At 69.1% G+C, this 15,146-nt stretch carries 10 protein-coding genes; 6 read left to right on the plus strand and 4 right to left on the minus strand.

Going from position 1 to position 15,146, the window contains the following annotated elements:
• Positions 1 to 112: 112 nt before the first annotated feature.
• From PSEWESI4_RS19665 to PSEWESI4_RS19680, 4 genes are all read right to left on the minus strand, one after another.
• Complete coding sequence (locus tag PSEWESI4_RS19665) at positions 113 to 2,095, minus strand: transglutaminase TgpA family protein (protein WP_187672912.1); 1,983 nt, start codon at positions 2,093 to 2,095, stop codon at positions 113 to 115.
• On the minus strand, positions 2,092 to 3,048 hold the full coding sequence (locus tag PSEWESI4_RS19670; protein WP_187672913.1) for a DUF58 domain-containing protein: 957 nt from the start codon (positions 3,046 to 3,048) through the stop codon (positions 2,092 to 2,094). The genes PSEWESI4_RS19665 and PSEWESI4_RS19670 overlap by 4 nt, the downstream gene beginning before the upstream one ends.
• Positions 3,045 to 3,962 carry an AAA family ATPase gene (locus PSEWESI4_RS19675; protein ID WP_187672914.1) on the minus strand — a complete coding sequence of 306 codons (918 nt, stop codon included), beginning with the start codon at positions 3,960 to 3,962 and terminating at the stop codon, positions 3,045 to 3,047. Before PSEWESI4_RS19675 ends, PSEWESI4_RS19670 begins: the two co-directional genes overlap by 4 nt.
• Before the next feature lie 122 nt (positions 3,963 to 4,084).
• On the minus strand, positions 4,085 to 4,693 hold the full coding sequence (locus tag PSEWESI4_RS19680) for a flavin reductase family protein (protein ID WP_187672915.1): 609 nt from the start codon (positions 4,691 to 4,693) through the stop codon (positions 4,085 to 4,087).
• A gap of 241 nt (positions 4,694 to 4,934) precedes the next feature.
• Between PSEWESI4_RS19680 and bcsR the strand changes: the two genes are divergently transcribed.
• From bcsR to bcsC, 6 genes are read left to right on the plus strand one after another with little or no spacing between them, the layout of a single operon-like run.
• Positions 4,935 to 5,156, plus strand: coding sequence for a cellulose biosynthesis protein BcsR (bcsR, locus tag PSEWESI4_RS19685; protein WP_187672916.1), 222 nt, complete (start codon positions 4,935 to 4,937; stop codon positions 5,154 to 5,156).
• A gap of 1 nt (position 5,157) precedes the next feature.
• Positions 5,158 to 5,868: a cellulose biosynthesis protein BcsQ gene (bcsQ, locus tag PSEWESI4_RS19690; protein ID WP_187672917.1), complete on the plus strand. Its 711-nt coding sequence runs from the start codon at positions 5,158 to 5,160 to the stop codon at positions 5,866 to 5,868.
• Positions 5,865 to 8,459, plus strand: a complete 2,595-nt coding sequence (gene bcsA / locus PSEWESI4_RS19695; protein WP_187672918.1) for a UDP-forming cellulose synthase catalytic subunit — start codon at positions 5,865 to 5,867, stop codon at positions 8,457 to 8,459. The genes bcsQ and bcsA overlap by 4 nt, the downstream gene beginning before the upstream one ends.
• Positions 8,456 to 10,606, plus strand: a complete 2,151-nt coding sequence (bcsB, locus tag PSEWESI4_RS19700) for a cellulose biosynthesis cyclic di-GMP-binding regulatory protein BcsB (protein ID WP_187672919.1) — start codon at positions 8,456 to 8,458, stop codon at positions 10,604 to 10,606. Before bcsA ends, bcsB begins: the two co-directional genes overlap by 4 nt.
• An 8-nt stretch (positions 10,607 to 10,614) precedes the next feature.
• Positions 10,615 to 11,700, plus strand: coding sequence for a cellulose synthase complex periplasmic endoglucanase BcsZ (gene bcsZ, locus PSEWESI4_RS19705; protein WP_187672920.1), 1,086 nt, complete (start codon positions 10,615 to 10,617; stop codon positions 11,698 to 11,700).
• Positions 11,697 to 15,143 carry a cellulose synthase complex outer membrane protein BcsC gene (gene bcsC, locus PSEWESI4_RS19710; protein ID WP_187672921.1) on the plus strand — a complete coding sequence of 1,149 codons (3,447 nt, stop codon included), beginning with the start codon at positions 11,697 to 11,699 and terminating at the stop codon, positions 15,141 to 15,143. Before bcsZ ends, bcsC begins: the two co-directional genes overlap by 4 nt.
• Positions 15,144 to 15,146 lie beyond the last annotated feature (3 nt).

Below are 15,146 nucleotides of genomic sequence, written 5' to 3' on the forward strand. Positions count from 1 at the left end.
TAGGAGCCAGCTTGCTGGCGATCCCCGATTCATTCCCCCGCAGACGGGAACCGGTAGTCATTGGATCCCCGTGTACACGGGGATGACGGATGGTTCCCCGCTGGAGCCTTGCCTAGCTGACCAGCCAGGGCAAGGCCCGGCGCAGATGACGCAGGTGGCGGCGCAGTTCACTCGCCGAGTGCGGCCGGCCGCCATAGCGTTGCGCTTCGTAGGCCTCGGCGAAAGCGCGGATCGCCTCCGCCTGCGCCGGCAACACCTGGCAGGCGCGCTCGGCGAAGGCGCGCGGCCCCTCGCCCACCCCGCGACGCAAGCCATGGCGGACGAGTAGTTGTTCGAAGCGTCGGAACTGGCGTTGCCGGGCATCCTGCTGGCGACGCCAGGGCTTGAACAGCCAGAGCGCCAGGACGCCGAGCAGCAGGCCGCCGCCACCGACCAGCGCCAGGGCGAGATCGCGGCCGTCGATGCGGCCGAACCAGCCTTGCAGGACCTCCAGTTGGCGCTCGCCCTGGTAGCCGAGCACCCAGCGCTGCCAATCGTAGTTGAGCTCGTCCCAGGTCAGGCGCAGGCGGTTCAGCCAGCCGATCTGCCGATAGCGCAGCAGCGACATCGGCGACCCTTCGAGGAAGCTCTGCTCGTCGGCGATGGCCTCCTCCAGCCCCTGCTCGATGCGTTCGGGCGCGACCTGGAAGGTCGGGTCGACGCTGGTCCAGCCCTGCTCCGGCAGCCAGTATTCCACCCAGGCGTGGGCGTCGAACTGGCGCACCTGCAGGTAACGCCCGGTCGCGTTCCACTCGCCGCCCTGGTAGCCGGCCACCACCCGCGCGGGAATCCCCGCCGCGCGCAGGACGAAGACCATGGCCCCGGCATAGTGGGCGCAGAAACCGCTGCGGGTATCGAACAGGAAGCTGTCGACGGTATCGCTCCCCAGGGCCGGCGGCCGCAGGGTGTAGCGATAGGGCTCGCGATTGAAGTGATCGAGCAGCGCCTTCACCAGCTCCTCCGGACGTGCATGCCGCTCGCGGAGCTCCAGCGCCCAGGCCCGGCTGCGCGGGTCGCCCTGTTCCGGCAGTTGCAGGGCGCGCCGCAGTATCGGCGGCGACGCCTGCGGTTCGCGCACGGCCTGCGGCCAGGAGGTCACCCGGTATTGCAGGGGACGCTGCACCGGCCGGCTGCGTTGCAGGCGGAAGTCGCCCATCAGGCGGGCGTCCGGCAGGTCGGTGTCGGCCACGTCGAGGGCGAACAGCCAGCGCTGCGCGCTGGGCTGCATGATCACGTCGTAGGTGTAGGTCGGGCCGCGCCGGGTCCACTGCGGCACCGGCGCGAAGGCGATGGCCTCGGATTGCGACCAGCGCCGGCCGTCGAAACGGTCCAGGGTCAGCGCCCGCCAGTAGAGTTGCGAGCGCGGCGGTGGCTGCCCTTCGAAACCGGCGCGGAAGGCCAGTTCGGCGGAGCGGCTGAGCTCGGCGATATCCGCCGGTGCCATGCTGTCGGCCAGGCCGGTGATGCCCTTGTCGCTGGGCAGCGGCAGCGCCCACAGCGGCCCCATGCGCGGGAAGAACACGAACAGCAGGATCATCAGCGGCAGCGCCTGCAACAGCATGCCGGCCGCCAGCCGCAGGGTCGGCCAGGGCCGTTCGGCGAAGGCGCTCTGTTGCAAACCGATCAGCGCGGCGAGCAGCACCGTCACCGGCAGCAGGCTGTACAGCGCGGCGAAGATGCCGTCCTGGAACAGATACGAAGTCACCACCGCGAAGAAGCCGAGCAGGATCAGCACCAGGGCGTCGCGCCGGGTGCGCAATTCCACCAGTTTGATGATGAAGGTGGCGATCAGCAGCACCACGCCGGCGTCCAGGCCGACCAGGCCGCCACGGGAGAGGAAGACGCCGCCGAGCACGGCCAGCATCAGCCCCAGCTTGACCCAGCCACTGGGGAACTGCGCGCGCATGAGGAAGATCTGGATACGCCAGGCGGCACAGCCGAGCCACAGGCCGATGATCCACAACGGCAGGTGGCCGAGATGGGGGATGATCACCAGTGCCTGGGCGACCAGCAGCCAGGTCAGGCCGATGCGCGGGATCGGCTGCGCGGCGCTCACGGGCGCTCCCCGTACAGCGCCAGGGCGCGCAGGCAGGCCTCGCGGTGGTTGTCGCCGATGTCCGCGGCCAATTGCACGCCGGGCAGGCGCAGGGCGAACGGCTGCTGGCGTTCGGAGAGTTTCAGCACCCAGTGGCAGAGCAGCGACAGGCGCTCTTCCACGTCACCTTCCAGCGCCTCGAAATCCAGCCACAGGTCGCGGCCGCTGAGCGCCACGAAGTCCTTGACCAGCAAGCCCTGGCCACGCGAATAGGCCTTCCAGTGCAGGCGCCGCTTGGAGTCGCCGGGCTGGTAGTCCTTCAGCCCCTGGAAGTCGTCGGCACCGGAGCCCGCGCGGCGCGCGCCCTCCTCGTCGGGATCGACATCGACGCCGGCGGACAGCGGCAGCTCGCCCTCCTGTGGGTGCGGATAGACCAGCAGCGCCTGGTTCAGGTCGACCCAGCTCCAGGCCACCAGCAGGCCCAGCGGGAAGCGGCTTTCCACCCGCAGCCGCCCCGGACGCAGCCAGCCACGGCGCGGCGCCGGCCGGTCCAGCTCGCACTCGACCACGCCTCGCTCCGGTACGTCCAACGCCTGCAAGGGAGCCGGCGGCCAGCCAAGGGCGATGGCCTGGTGGGCGCGCTCGTCGCTTTCCAGGCGCACGCGGAAGCGCGCCTGTTCGCCGACGAACACCGCCGGACCGCCCGCGGCGCTAAGACTCAGGCCAGCCAGGTTACGGTAGGTGTGCAGGATGGCGACGATGAACAGCGCGCCGAGCAGGAAGGTCAGGCCGTAGGCCAGGCTGTTCTGGTAGTTGATCGCCGCCAGCAGCATCAGCATCAGCGCCAGCCCGAAGGCCGCGCCGACCCGGGTGGGGACGATGAAGATGCGCCGCTGGGTCAGTTGCACCCGGGCCGCCGCCGGCAGGCGCCTGGCCTGCCAGCGTTCCCAATGTGTCCGTAGCGCGGCGATCAAAGCGCCGGCACCTCGCGCAGCAGCCACTGCACCAGCGCGCCGCCACCATGCCCGGCCGGATCGGCGCGCTCGCGCAGGCGATGGCCGACCACCGGCGGCAGCACCGCTTGCACGTCCTCGGGGATCACGTAGTCGCGCCCGGCGAGGAACGCCCAGGCCCGCGCCGCCGCCAGCAGCGCCAGGCTGGCGCGCGGCGACAGCCCCCAGGCGAACTGCGGCTGGGTGCGGGTGGCCTCGACCAGGCGCAGCACGTAGTCCACCAGCGCGTCGCTGGCGCGCACCTGCGGCACCTGGGCCTGCAGCGCGGCAAGCTGCTCGTGGCTGAAGATCGGCTCCAGCCTGGGCAGCAGTTCGCGACGCGCCTCGCCGAGCAGCAGCGCCTTCTCCGCCGCCTTGGCCGGGTAACCGAGCGACAGGCGCATGAGGAAACGGTCGAGCTGCGATTCGGGCAGCGCGAAGGTGCCGCCCTGGCTCACCGGGTTCTGGGTGGCGATCACGAAGAACGGCTCCGGCAGCGGCCGGGTCGCGCCCTCGATGGTCACCTGGCCCTCTTCCATGGCCTCGAGCAGCGCGCTCTGGCTCTTCGGCGTGGCGCGGTTGATCTCGTCGGCGAGCACCAGCTCGGCGAAGATCGGCCCGGGATGGAACACGAACTGGCCGCTGTCCTTGTCGAACACCGAGGTACCGAGGATGTCGCCGGGCAGCAGGTCGGAGGTGAACTGGATGCGCTGGAAGCTCAGCCCCAGCACCCTGGCCAGGGCATGGCTGAGGGTGGTCTTGCCCATCCCCGGCAGGTCCTCGATCAGCAGGTGACCACGGGCCAGCAGACAGGTCATGGCCAGGCGCACCTGCGCCTCCTTGCCGAGCAATACCTGATTCACCGCGTGCAGACAGGCGTCCAGTGGGTTCGACATGCAGCCTCCTCGTTCGTCGGAAGGCCGATGCTACTGGGCGCCAGCCCCGTGGCAAAGGGCTGGCAACCTTTAGTCACCAAAGCCGGGAACTGGTACTCACCGCTTCCGCATGAGGAAAGGTCCTACGGGCGGATCATCGAGAAGCGGTCGCGGGTGGTGCAGTAGTTGCTGCCACCGAGGCGGCCGACCAGGTCGAGCGCCTGCGGGTCGATATGCCGGCCGTCGTTGATCAGCACCTCGTCGGCGATATGCGCCAGCAGCACGCGGGCGAACACCAGGTGGCAGTTGGGCGTCTCGCGCGGATAGGGCTGGACCTCCGCCACCACGCACTCGAAGGCCACCGGCGCGCCGGCCACCCGGGGCACGCCGACACGCTCGCCGGGCAGGCTGGGGATGTCGCAGTGCGCGAACTCGCTGACCCCGTGCGGAAGCACCGCCGCCGAGGCGTTCATCGCCTCGGCCTGGGTGGCGCCGACCAACTGGATGACCAGTTCACCGGTCTCGCGCACGTTGCGCAGGGTGTCCTTGAGGCTGCCGTCGTCGCGCGTGGAGATATTGACCATCAGAGTCGGCGGCTCGTCGCTGATCACCTGGAAGAAGCTGAACGGCGCCAGGTTGCAGCTACCGTCGGCCGCGCGGGAGGACACCCAGGCGATGGGCCGGGGCGTGACCGTGGAGGCCAGCCAGCGGTAGGCCTCCGATGGAGTCAGGGCGTTGAAGTCGATTTGCATGCAGGTACCGGCTTGAGCGGAACGATCGGCGCAGTATGCCAGCAAGTCGCCGTTTCCGCGTATCACCTGCGAACCACGAAGGATCACGAGATGGACCGACGATCGGTAGCGGTCAAAGGCCGAATTTCTCTTCCCTTTAACAGTTTCGCCACTAAACTGACACAAAAGAAAATGTCAAGAGATAAAAGACATTTTTTTGGCGGCAAGATCCACGTTTTAGCGGTAAATGGAGGGGCATTACATGGCCGTACACCTCCCCGAGGCGAAGCCGAACGCATACAACAAGAGCAGGGACGACATCGCCCGCCTCCTGCTCCGTTACCAGATGCCGGCTTTCCAGTACGTAGAGATACAGAAACTGCAGGATGTGGCCACCGCCGTCGCGGAGTGGCCACTGCTACAGGAGACCCTGCTCCCTCTCGTCGAACTGCTCGAGTCCCGATCTCTCGGCCAGGACGAATGAAATGCACATCGTTGCCGTGCAGGGAATCCGCGGCGGCTGTGGACCGACCTCCATAGTCGCCGGGCTGGCTTCCGCGCTGGAGCGCCTGGGCAAGCCGGTGCTGGCCATCGACCTGTGCCCCAGCAACCTCCTCGGCCTGCATTTCGGCCTGCCCTTCGATGAGCCGTCCGGCTGGACGCGACGGACGCAGCAGGCCGCGTTCCGGCACAAGGAGCTGATTTCCGTCCTGCCCTATGGCCGCGACGCGTCCCCCTCCAGCGAGCCCACGCTGGAACACCTGGCCCAGGTCCTCCAGCAACTGCAGCCGGCCGACGACACCTACGTGCTGCTGGACGCCCCGACCGACCTGGATATCCGCAACCAGTTGGAGCACAACCGGCAGGTTCACCTTCTGGAAGTGGTCGAGGCCGATCCCTGCTGCCACGTCCTGCTCAACTACCAGCTCAATGACACTCCGCGACTGCCGAAACGCCAGCACTTCCTGATCAACCGTTTCCAGCCGGCCCGCCGGCTGTCCCACGACCTGCTGCAACTCTGGCGACTGATCCTCGGCAACGAGCTGCTGGTCCCTTGCGTCATCCACGAGGACGAAGCGATACGCGAAGCCCTCGCCCGCAAACAGTTGCTGGGAGAAAGCGCGCCGCAGTCCCTGGCCATGCAGGACTTCCTGGCCCTGGCGCACTGGTGCGTCAGAACGGTAGAAGCGTCATGAACCAGGACGGCGAGCATGGGGCGGCGCAGCCCCTGCTGGCAAGGCGCTGGCGTCAGCAGCGACGTCGACGCTCGCCTCTTGGGGTTGCCATGGCCACCTGTGCCTGGCTCCTCGGCTGGACCCTGTTCCGCCTCGAATCCCCCGGCTGGCGCTGGCTGCGCAGTCAGCGACAGCAGCTCTATCCGCAGGCCTCCGACGCGGGCCTGCGCCCCGGCGACCCGCTGCGCATGCTGGTGCAGAGCCTCTGGCTGCTGGCGGTCAGGCCGGCCGCTCCCCGTCGCGCGCGCGGGCCACGCCCGGGCGGCTCGCTCCTCTCCCCGCTGCATCGCCGGTTCCTGCGCGCGCGGCTGTCGCTCCAGCGCCTGGCAGCGCATCTGGCGGAGCGGAAGCCAAGCTTTCCGCCTCCCGAGCCAGACCGGCGGGCCGAGGGATGGCGCAACGCCCTGCTGCTGGTCGTCGGCCTGCCGCTGCTCGCCCTGTGCGTCACCCAGCCCCTGGAACTCCACCAGCAGGCCCTGTTCGCCGGCCTTCTCTGGCTGATCGCGCTGGGCCTGGGGAAACTGCCGGGACGCCACGTGACCCTGATGCTGATCCTGCTGTCGGTCCTGGCCTCCAGCCGCTACTTCTGGTGGCGCTACACCGCCACCCTCAACTGGGACGACCCGCTCGACCTCGGCTGCGGACTGCTGCTGCTCGCCGCGGAAAGCTACTCCTGGCTGGCCCTGCTGCTCGGCTACCTGCAGACCGCCTGGCCGCTCAACCGCCCGCCCTGCCCGCTGCCGGACGACAGCGACCTCTGGCCCAGCGTCGATATCTACATACCGACCTACAACGAGGACCTGTCGGTGGTGCGGCCAACGGTCTTCGCCGCCACGGCGCTCGACTGGCCGCAGGACAAGCTGCGGGTATGGATTCTCGATGACGGCCGGCGCGACGAATTCCGCCGGTTCGCCGAGGAGGTCGGTGTCGGCTACCTCAGCCGCGCGGACAACCGGCACGCCAAGGCCGGCAACCTCAACGCGGCGATGCGGCAGACCCACGGGGAATTCATTGCCGTCTTCGACTGCGACCACATCCCGACCTGCTCCTTCCTGCAGATGACCATGGGCTGGTTCCTGCGCAACCCGAAGCTCGGGGTGCTGCAAACGCCCCACCATTTCCTTTCCGCCGACCCGTTCGAGCGCAACCTCGACAACTTCCGCCGCACGCCGAACGAGAACACCCTGTTCTACGGCCTGACCCAGAACGGCAACGACATGTGGGATGCCGCCTTCTTCTGCGGCTCCTGCGCCATCCTGCGGCGCAGCGCGCTGGAGAGCATCGGTGGCTTCGCGGTGGAAACCGTCACCGAGGACGCCCATACCTCGCTGCGCCTGCACCGGCAGGGCTGGACGTCGGCCTACATCCGCATCCCCCAGGCGGCCGGCCTGGCCACCGAAAGCCTGTCGGCGCACATCGGCCAGCGCATCCGCTGGGCTCGCGGCATGGTGCAGATCTTCCGCCTCGACAACCCGCTGTTCGGCAAGGGCCTCTCGCTGGGCCAGCGCCTTTGCTACTTCAACGCCATGCTGCACTTCCTCTCCGGAGTGCCGCGCCTGATCTATCTCACCGCGCCGCTGGCCTTCCTGATCCTGCACGCCTACATCATCCACGCATCGGCCCTGCTCATCCTGCTGTTCGTGACGCCCCACATCGCCCACAGCATCCTGGCCAACTCGCGCATCCAGGGCCGATACCGCTACTCGTTCTGGAGCGAGATCTACGAAACCGTACTGGCCTGGTACATCGCCCGCCCCACCTGCGTCGCGCTGCTCAACCCGCGCAAGGGCAAGTTCAACGTCACCGCCAAGGGCGGCCTGATCGAAAGCGACCTGTTCGACTGGAGGATGGCGAAGCCCTTCCTCATCCTCGCCGCGCTCAACTTCACCGGCCTGCTCTTCGGCCTCTATCGGCTGGGCTGGGGAGCCGCCGACGAACGCGCGACCGTGCTCATCAGCCTGTGCTGGGTGCTGTACAACCTGGTCATCCTCGGCGGCGCCCTGGCGGTGGCCACGGAGGCCCGGCAGATCCGCCACTCGCACCGGGTGGACCTGAGCCTCCCCGCGGCGATCCGCCTGCCCAGCGGGCACGCCTATCCCTGCACGCTGCTGAACTACTCGACCAGCGGCGTCAGCGTCCGCGTGCCCGAAGACCTCGACCTCGCCATTCCGGGGACCTCGCCGCTCGCCCTGGTGCTCAGGATCGGACACGATGAATTCGAATTCCCCGCCCGCGTGCGCAGCACCCGCGACAGGACCATCGGCCTGGAGCTGGAACCGATGGACGTGCGCAGCCAGTCACGCTTCGTGCAATGCACCTTCGCCCGGGCCAACACCTGGGCCGACTGGCACGACGGCTTTGCCCAGGACCGTCCCCTGGGCAACCTGCTGACCATCGTCCGTATCGGACTCGGCGGTTACCGGAGCGCGCTGCACGCCATACCGCCCCATGCCCACCCGGCGCTGCGCCTCGGCCTGAACACTTTCCAATGGCTCGCCTCCTTCCGGCCGGTCACGCCGGTCTTCAGCAGTCACCCTGGAACATCGCCATGAACACTCCGCACCTGATCCGCTCCGCCCTCCTCGGCGTCGCGGCGGCCTTTGCGCCACTCGCCGTCCTGGCCTCGCCCGCTCCCACTGTCGATGCCACGGAGGTCGTCCTCGAGCGCAGCATCGGCCTGGCGGAACTGTCCTCTCCCGGGGCACTGGTGGTGCGCAACGTGCTGCGCAACCTCTACGCCGAATTCGGGGTGCGCAGCGACGAGTTGATCAGCGCCGCCGAACTCCAGTTGATCTACACCCCTTCGCCGTCGATGAACACCGAGCTTTCGCACATCAAGGTGTACCTCAACGACGAACTCATGGGGGTGCTGCCGGTCCTGCGCCCGGACCCGGGGCGGGAGATCGAGCAGCAGGTCCGGCTGGATACCGACTTCGTCCGCGACTTCAACCACCTGCGCCTCGAACTGGTCGGCAGCCATGACCGGGGCAGCGCGGAAGACCCGCTGCACGCCGGCCTGTGGGTGGACTTCAGCGCCAACAGCCGGTTGCGCCTGGAGGTTCAGCGGCTGCGCCTGAAGAACGACCTGGCCATCCTGCCGGAACCCTTCTTCGATCACCGAGACAATTCCCGCCTGGACCTGCCCTTCGTCTTCGCCAGCGCCCCCGGCCCCAGCGCGCAGACCGCCGCCGCGATCCTCGCCTCGTGGTTCGGCATCCACAGCAGTTGGCGCGGCGCGTCCTTTCCCGTTGCCTTCGACGCGCTCCCGGACAATCGCTCCGCCGTGGTCTTCGCCAGCAATGACCGGCGGCCGGCCTTCCTGCGCGACTACCCCGGCGTCGACGCGCCCACGGTGGCCATCATCGACCACCCCGCCAACCCCTACGCCAAGCTCCTGCTGGTGCTGGGCCAGGACGACCAGGCGCTGATCACCGCCGCTCGCGCCATTGCCCTCGGCGGCTTCGGGCTGAAGGGCCAGAGCATCGAGGTGCGCGAGCCGATCGAGACACCCCGCCAGCCCTACGATGCCCCGAACTGGGTCAGAAGCGATCGCCCCACCACCTTCCAGGAGTTGCTGGACAACCCGCAGCAACTGGAGACCACCGGGCTGATCCCGCGTCCGCTGACCCTCAACCTGAACGTTCCCCCGGACCTGTTCGTCTGGCACAGCCGTGGCGTGCCCATGGAGTTGAGGTACCGCTATACGCCGCCCCTGCAGAAGGAGTCGTCCCTGCTCAGCATCAGCCTCAACGACCACTTCATCCAGGCATTCCCGCTCGACGACCGCGAGCCCAGCCTGGCCGCCGGCCTCGCGCAATCCAGCCTGCCGCTGTTCACGTCCGGTCCGGGAGGCCGCAAGGTGCTGATTCCGCCCCTGCGCATCGCGCCGCGCAACGAGCTGCGCCTGGACTTCACCTTCAACGCCCTGCCCGGCTGCCGGGACACCAGCAACTGCGCCACCAGCCTGCCGATGCAGATCCAGGCGGCCGTCGACCCGGAGTCCAGCATCGACTTCTCCGGCTTCCATCACTACAAGGCCATGCCCGACCTGCAGGCCTTCGCCGCCGCCGGCTACCCGTTCAGCCGCCTGGCCGACCTGTCGCAAACCCAGGTGCTGATGCCGGCGCAGGCCAGCCCGCCCCAGTTGGCGCTGCTCCTCGCCCTCCTCGCGCGCATAGGCGCCTACACCGGCTACCCGGCGACCGGCCTGCACATCGCCGACGACTGGCAGCAGGCCCGGCAGTCGCTCGACCTGCTGCTGATCGGCACGCTCCCGGAGGCGTTCGTCAATGAACTGCCCACGGAGCAGAACGCCCTGCTCGAACGCACGGCCGGGGCCGCGCCGGTCGGCCTGGTCGGCTTCCAGTCGCCATTCGACGACCAGCGCAGCGTGGTCGCGGTGCTGGCCGGGGAAGACGAGGGGTATCGGCTGCTCGAACAGAGCCTGCGCTCCCCGGAACGCCTGGCACGGATCGGCGGCGCCACGACGCTGGTCAGTTCCGGGCGCATCGAATCCCTCGCGGCGGCCGATCCCTACTACGTCGGCAGCCTGCCCTGGTGGCTGCTGATCTGGTTCCACCTGGCCGACCACACCCTGTTTCTCCTGCTGCTTGCCGTGCTGGGCACGCTGCTCCTGGCCAGCGCGATATTCAGCGCCCTCAGCCTGCTGGCCAGGCGGCGCCTGCAAGAGTCCGACTGAGGTGCCGCATGAGGTCCGTCACGGCCGCCCTGCTCTGCCTGACACTCGCCGGCACGGCGGATGCCGGCTGTGCCTGGCCGTTGTGGGAGCAGTTCCGGCACGGCTTCGTCGATGCGGGCGGGCGGGTGATCGATCACTCCGATCCCCGCACGATCACCACCTCGGAGGGCCAGTCCTACGCGCTGTTCTTCGCCCTGGTCGCCGGAGACCGGCCAGGCTTCGAACGCCTGCTGCGCTGGACCGAGAACAACCTCGCCCAGGGCGACCTGCAACGCCACCTGCCGGCCTGGCTGTGGGGGCGGACGGAAGACGGTCGCTGGCAGGTGCTGGACGACAACTCGGCCGCCGACGCGGACCTCTGGATCGCCTACAGCCTGCAGGAAGCCGGCAGGCTATGGCGGCGGGACGATTACGCCGAGCTTTCGACGCGGCTGCTGGCACTCGTCCGCCAACACGAGGTGGCCGTCCTGCCCCAACTCGGTCCGTTGCTGTTGCCGGGAGCGCACGGCTTCGCCAGTGACGGGCGCTGGACCCTGAACCCCAGCTACTCGCCCCTGCCGCTGCTGCGCAGCTTCGCGAAGCGCCATCCGCGCGGCGACTGGCCCGAAGTGCTCGCCGCCACGCAACGCATGCTCGCCGAGACCACCGCAAGCGGCTTCGCCCCCGACTGGGTCGATCGCCAGGACGACCGCTGGCAGCCTTCGCAGCGCAGCGGCTGGCTGGGCGACTACGACGCCATCCGCGTCTACCTCTGGGCCGGCATGCAGGCGGACGCCGACCTCCAGCGCTACCGGCCCATGCTCCGCTATCTCGAAGAACACGGATACCCGCCGCTGCGCACCGACAGCCAGGCCGGCACGGCCGAAGGGCAAGGGCCGCCGGGCTTCTCCGCCGCGCTGCTGCCGCTGCTCGGCAACACCCCGGACAGGCAGTCGCTCGAACGGCAACTGGAGCGCCTGGCCAATACCTCACTCGCGCCACAAGCCTACTACGACCACGTGCTGAGCCTGTTCGGGCTGGGCTGGCACGAGGGCCGCTATCGCTTCACGGCGGATGGATTCCTGCTGTTGCCGAACGCGGAGGAATGCCCATGAATCGCGCATCCTGCTGGCTGCTGCTCGCGCTCCTGAGCCTGGGCACCCTGGCCGACGACCTCGACAGCAACCGGCAACGCCTGCTGGAGCAGATTCGCACCGGCGAAGCCCGCAACAAGGTGGAGCTGATCGAGGACAGCCTGAACCGCCTGTTCAAGCTCAACGAGAACGACCCCGACGGCCTGGTCGCCCTGCTCCGGCTACAGGTCCGGCGCGGCCAGCTCGACGAGGCCGAGGCCACCCTCGAACGCCTGCGCGGCAGCGCTCCCGACAGCGAGAACCTGGCGCTGGCGACCCTGTACCTGCGACTGCACCAGCCGGAAGCCCGGGCCCGCCTGCAACAGGCTCGTCTCCTGGCCCGCGCCGGCCGCCCCGAGGAAGCGCTGGCGATCTATGACGAGCTGTTCCAGCCAGGCTTCCCCAGCGCCGACCACGCGCTGGAGTACTGGCAGACGCTGGGCAATACCGAGCAAGGCCAGACCAGGGCATTGAAGGGCCTGGAAGAACTGGTCAGGGACTATCCGCACAGCAGCACCTACCGCCTGGCTCTCGCCCGCCAGCGTCTGTCCCTCGACCCCTACAGCGAAGCCGGGCACGCCGACCTGGAGCGCCTGGCCGGCGATCCCTATGCCCGCCAGGGCGTCGCCGGCGTCTGGCTGGACCGCCTCGAACGGCTCCCGATCGACCCGCGCAGCGCCGCACTGTGGCGCCGCTACCTGCAGCAGTACCCGGACGACGAGCGCGCCAGGCAGGCCCTGGCCGAGCAGGAACGGCTGCTCGCCAACCCCGCCTTCCAGGCCAGGCAGCGCGCCCTGACGGCGCTCGAACAGAGCTCACGGGACTACCCGCGCATCGAGCGGGACCTGCGCGCGGCGCTCAAGGGCTTCCCGGAAGACTCGCAGACCCTCGGTGCCCTGGGCCTGCTGCACCAGCGCCAGGGACGCCAGGCGGAAGCGCTGGCGCTGTACCAGCAGGCGCTGGAGCACGAAGAGAACATCGACCAGCGGAGCAAGTGGCAGACGCTGATCGCCGAGGCGCGTTTCTGGAGCACGCTCAAGAGTGCCGATGCCGCCCTTCAGCAAGGCAACCTCGAACTCGCCGAGCGGCACTACCGGCAAGCGGCGGCGCAGAGACCCGACGCGACCGCGCCGCTCAACGGCCTGGCCGCCGTGCAGGTCCGGCGCAACGACAACGCCGGCGCCGAGCGCCACTACAAGGCCGCGCTGAGCCGCGACCGCAATGATTCCACCGCCAAGCGCGGCCTGATCGACCTCTACAGTGCCGAGCAACCCGAGCGGGCGCGGGCGCTTGCCGCCACCCTGCCCGCCGAGCAGCGGCAACGCGTCGTTTCCGAACTGGACCGCCAGGAGGCTGCCCGCCTGGTAGCCAGCGCGGAACAGCATGCCGACCAGCAGCGCTGGGCCACCGCCAGGCACCAGTTGGAACAGGCCCAGCGCCTGCAACCGGACAATCCCTGGATCGCCTACGAACTGGCCAAGGCCCGCGCCGGCCTCGGCGACCGCAACGCCGCGCAGAGCTTCGACGCCCTGCTGCAACGATCGCCGCACGACCGGACGGCCCGCTATGCCCATGCCCTGTTCCTCGCCAGCCAGGACCAGCCCCGACAGGCGCTGGACAGCCTGGACAAGGTTCCCGCCGAGGCCCGGGACGACAGCGTCCGCGCCCTGGACAAGCGGCTGCGGCTCGACCTGGCCATGCGCCACGCCCGCCAGTTGTACGCGACCGACCGCCGTACGGAAGCCGCCGCCTACCTCGAACAACGGCAGCGGGAGTTTCCCGGCGAGGCCGCCATCGCGCTGACCCTCGGCGAGTGGGCCGAAGCAGCGGGCAACCGCCAGGATGCCGAGCTCCACTACCAGCAGGCCCTGCGGCTCGACCCGGAGAACAGCGAAGCCAGGCTCAGCCTGATCGAACTGACGGCGCAGCGGGGGGACGGAGACGTCCGCGAACGCCTCGCCGCTTTCGCGCCGGACGCCCCTTCGCCAGGGCAGCAGCGCCGTATCGCCAACCTCTGGCTGAACCTCGGCGAAACGAAACGGGCCGAGCGGAACATGACCGCCGCCCGCCAGGCCGCCCCGCAGGATCCCTGGATCTGGCGCGACAGCGGCCGCCTGGCCCGGGCCAGCGGGCAGCCGCGCGCGGCGCTGGACGCCTACCGCGAAGCCATGCGCAACAGTGGCCTCGACACCCCGGACGGTGCCCTGGCGTTCACCCGCAACACCCGCGAGGAAAACGCCGACGACTGGCTCCTGCGCAGCATCCGCAGCGACGCGGCGGCGCTGTACCAGCAGCAGTCACCCACCGCGACCCTTCAGTACAGCTACCTGGAAAGCAGCGGCACGCCCGGATACTCCGACCTGCGGGCCGACTACCTGCAATTCGAGGCGGCCCACCCACTGGGCAGCGGCCAGGGCTTTTTCCGCGCCGAGCAGGTGATCCTCGACAACGGCAGTTTCCGGGATGCCGACGCGGCCCTGGAGTTCGGCAGCTCGGAGCTCTGCCAGCCACGTGGCGAAGCCTGCGACCAGGGTCACCGGCAGCAGCGCCAGGAAGGCACCTCGGTGGCCCTGGGCTGGCGCGGCGAGCGGCTGGAATGGGATATCGGCAGCACGCCGCTGGGGTTCCCCGTGGAGAACCTGGTGGGCGGGGTGAGGGTCAAGGGCGACCTCGCCGACCTGGGCTGGCGCCTGGACCTGTCGCGCCGGCCACTGAACAACTCGCTGCTGTCGTTCGCCGGCAGCGAAGACCCGCGCACCGGAACGACCTGGGGCGGAGTGCTGGCCAACGGCGTGCGCCTGGGGCTCGGCTATGACCAGGGCGGCCCGTTCGGCATCTGGTCGAGCCTGCAAGCGCACCGGCTGACCGGCCGGCACGTCGAAGACAACGACCGCTACCGCCTGATGGCCGGGGTCTACTTCCGCCTGATCGACAGCGCCGAGCGCCGCCTGCGCCTCGGCGCCAACGCCATGTACTGGCACTACGACAAGGACCTGAGCGGCTACACCTTCGGCCACGGCGGCTACTACAGCCCACAGCGGTACCGTTCGCTGTCCGTGCCGATCAATTACGCCCAGCGCCGAGGGGACTGGTCGTTCTACGCGGAGGCCGCGACGGGCTATGCCTGGGCGCGCAGCGACGACTCGCCCTACTTCCCGACCCGCCCCGACTGGCAGGCCGAGGCCGGCAACCCGATGTTCCGTGGCGGCGAAAGCGACGGTTTCAGCTATCGCTTCAGCTTCAGCGCGGAACGCCGGCTCACGCCGAACTGGTTCGTCGGCGCCAGGCTCGGCATGGAACAATCGGTCGGCAGCGACTACGAGCCCCGTGGCGCCCTGCTCTACCTGCGCTACAGCTTCGACCCGTGGGACGGTGACCTGAAGATGCCGGTGGAACCGCTGGAGGAATACGCCGAGTTCAACTGAGGT

The organism is Zestomonas carbonaria (assembly GCF_904061905.1).
GTDB lineage: Bacteria > Pseudomonadota > Gammaproteobacteria > Pseudomonadales > Pseudomonadaceae > Aquipseudomonas > Aquipseudomonas carbonaria.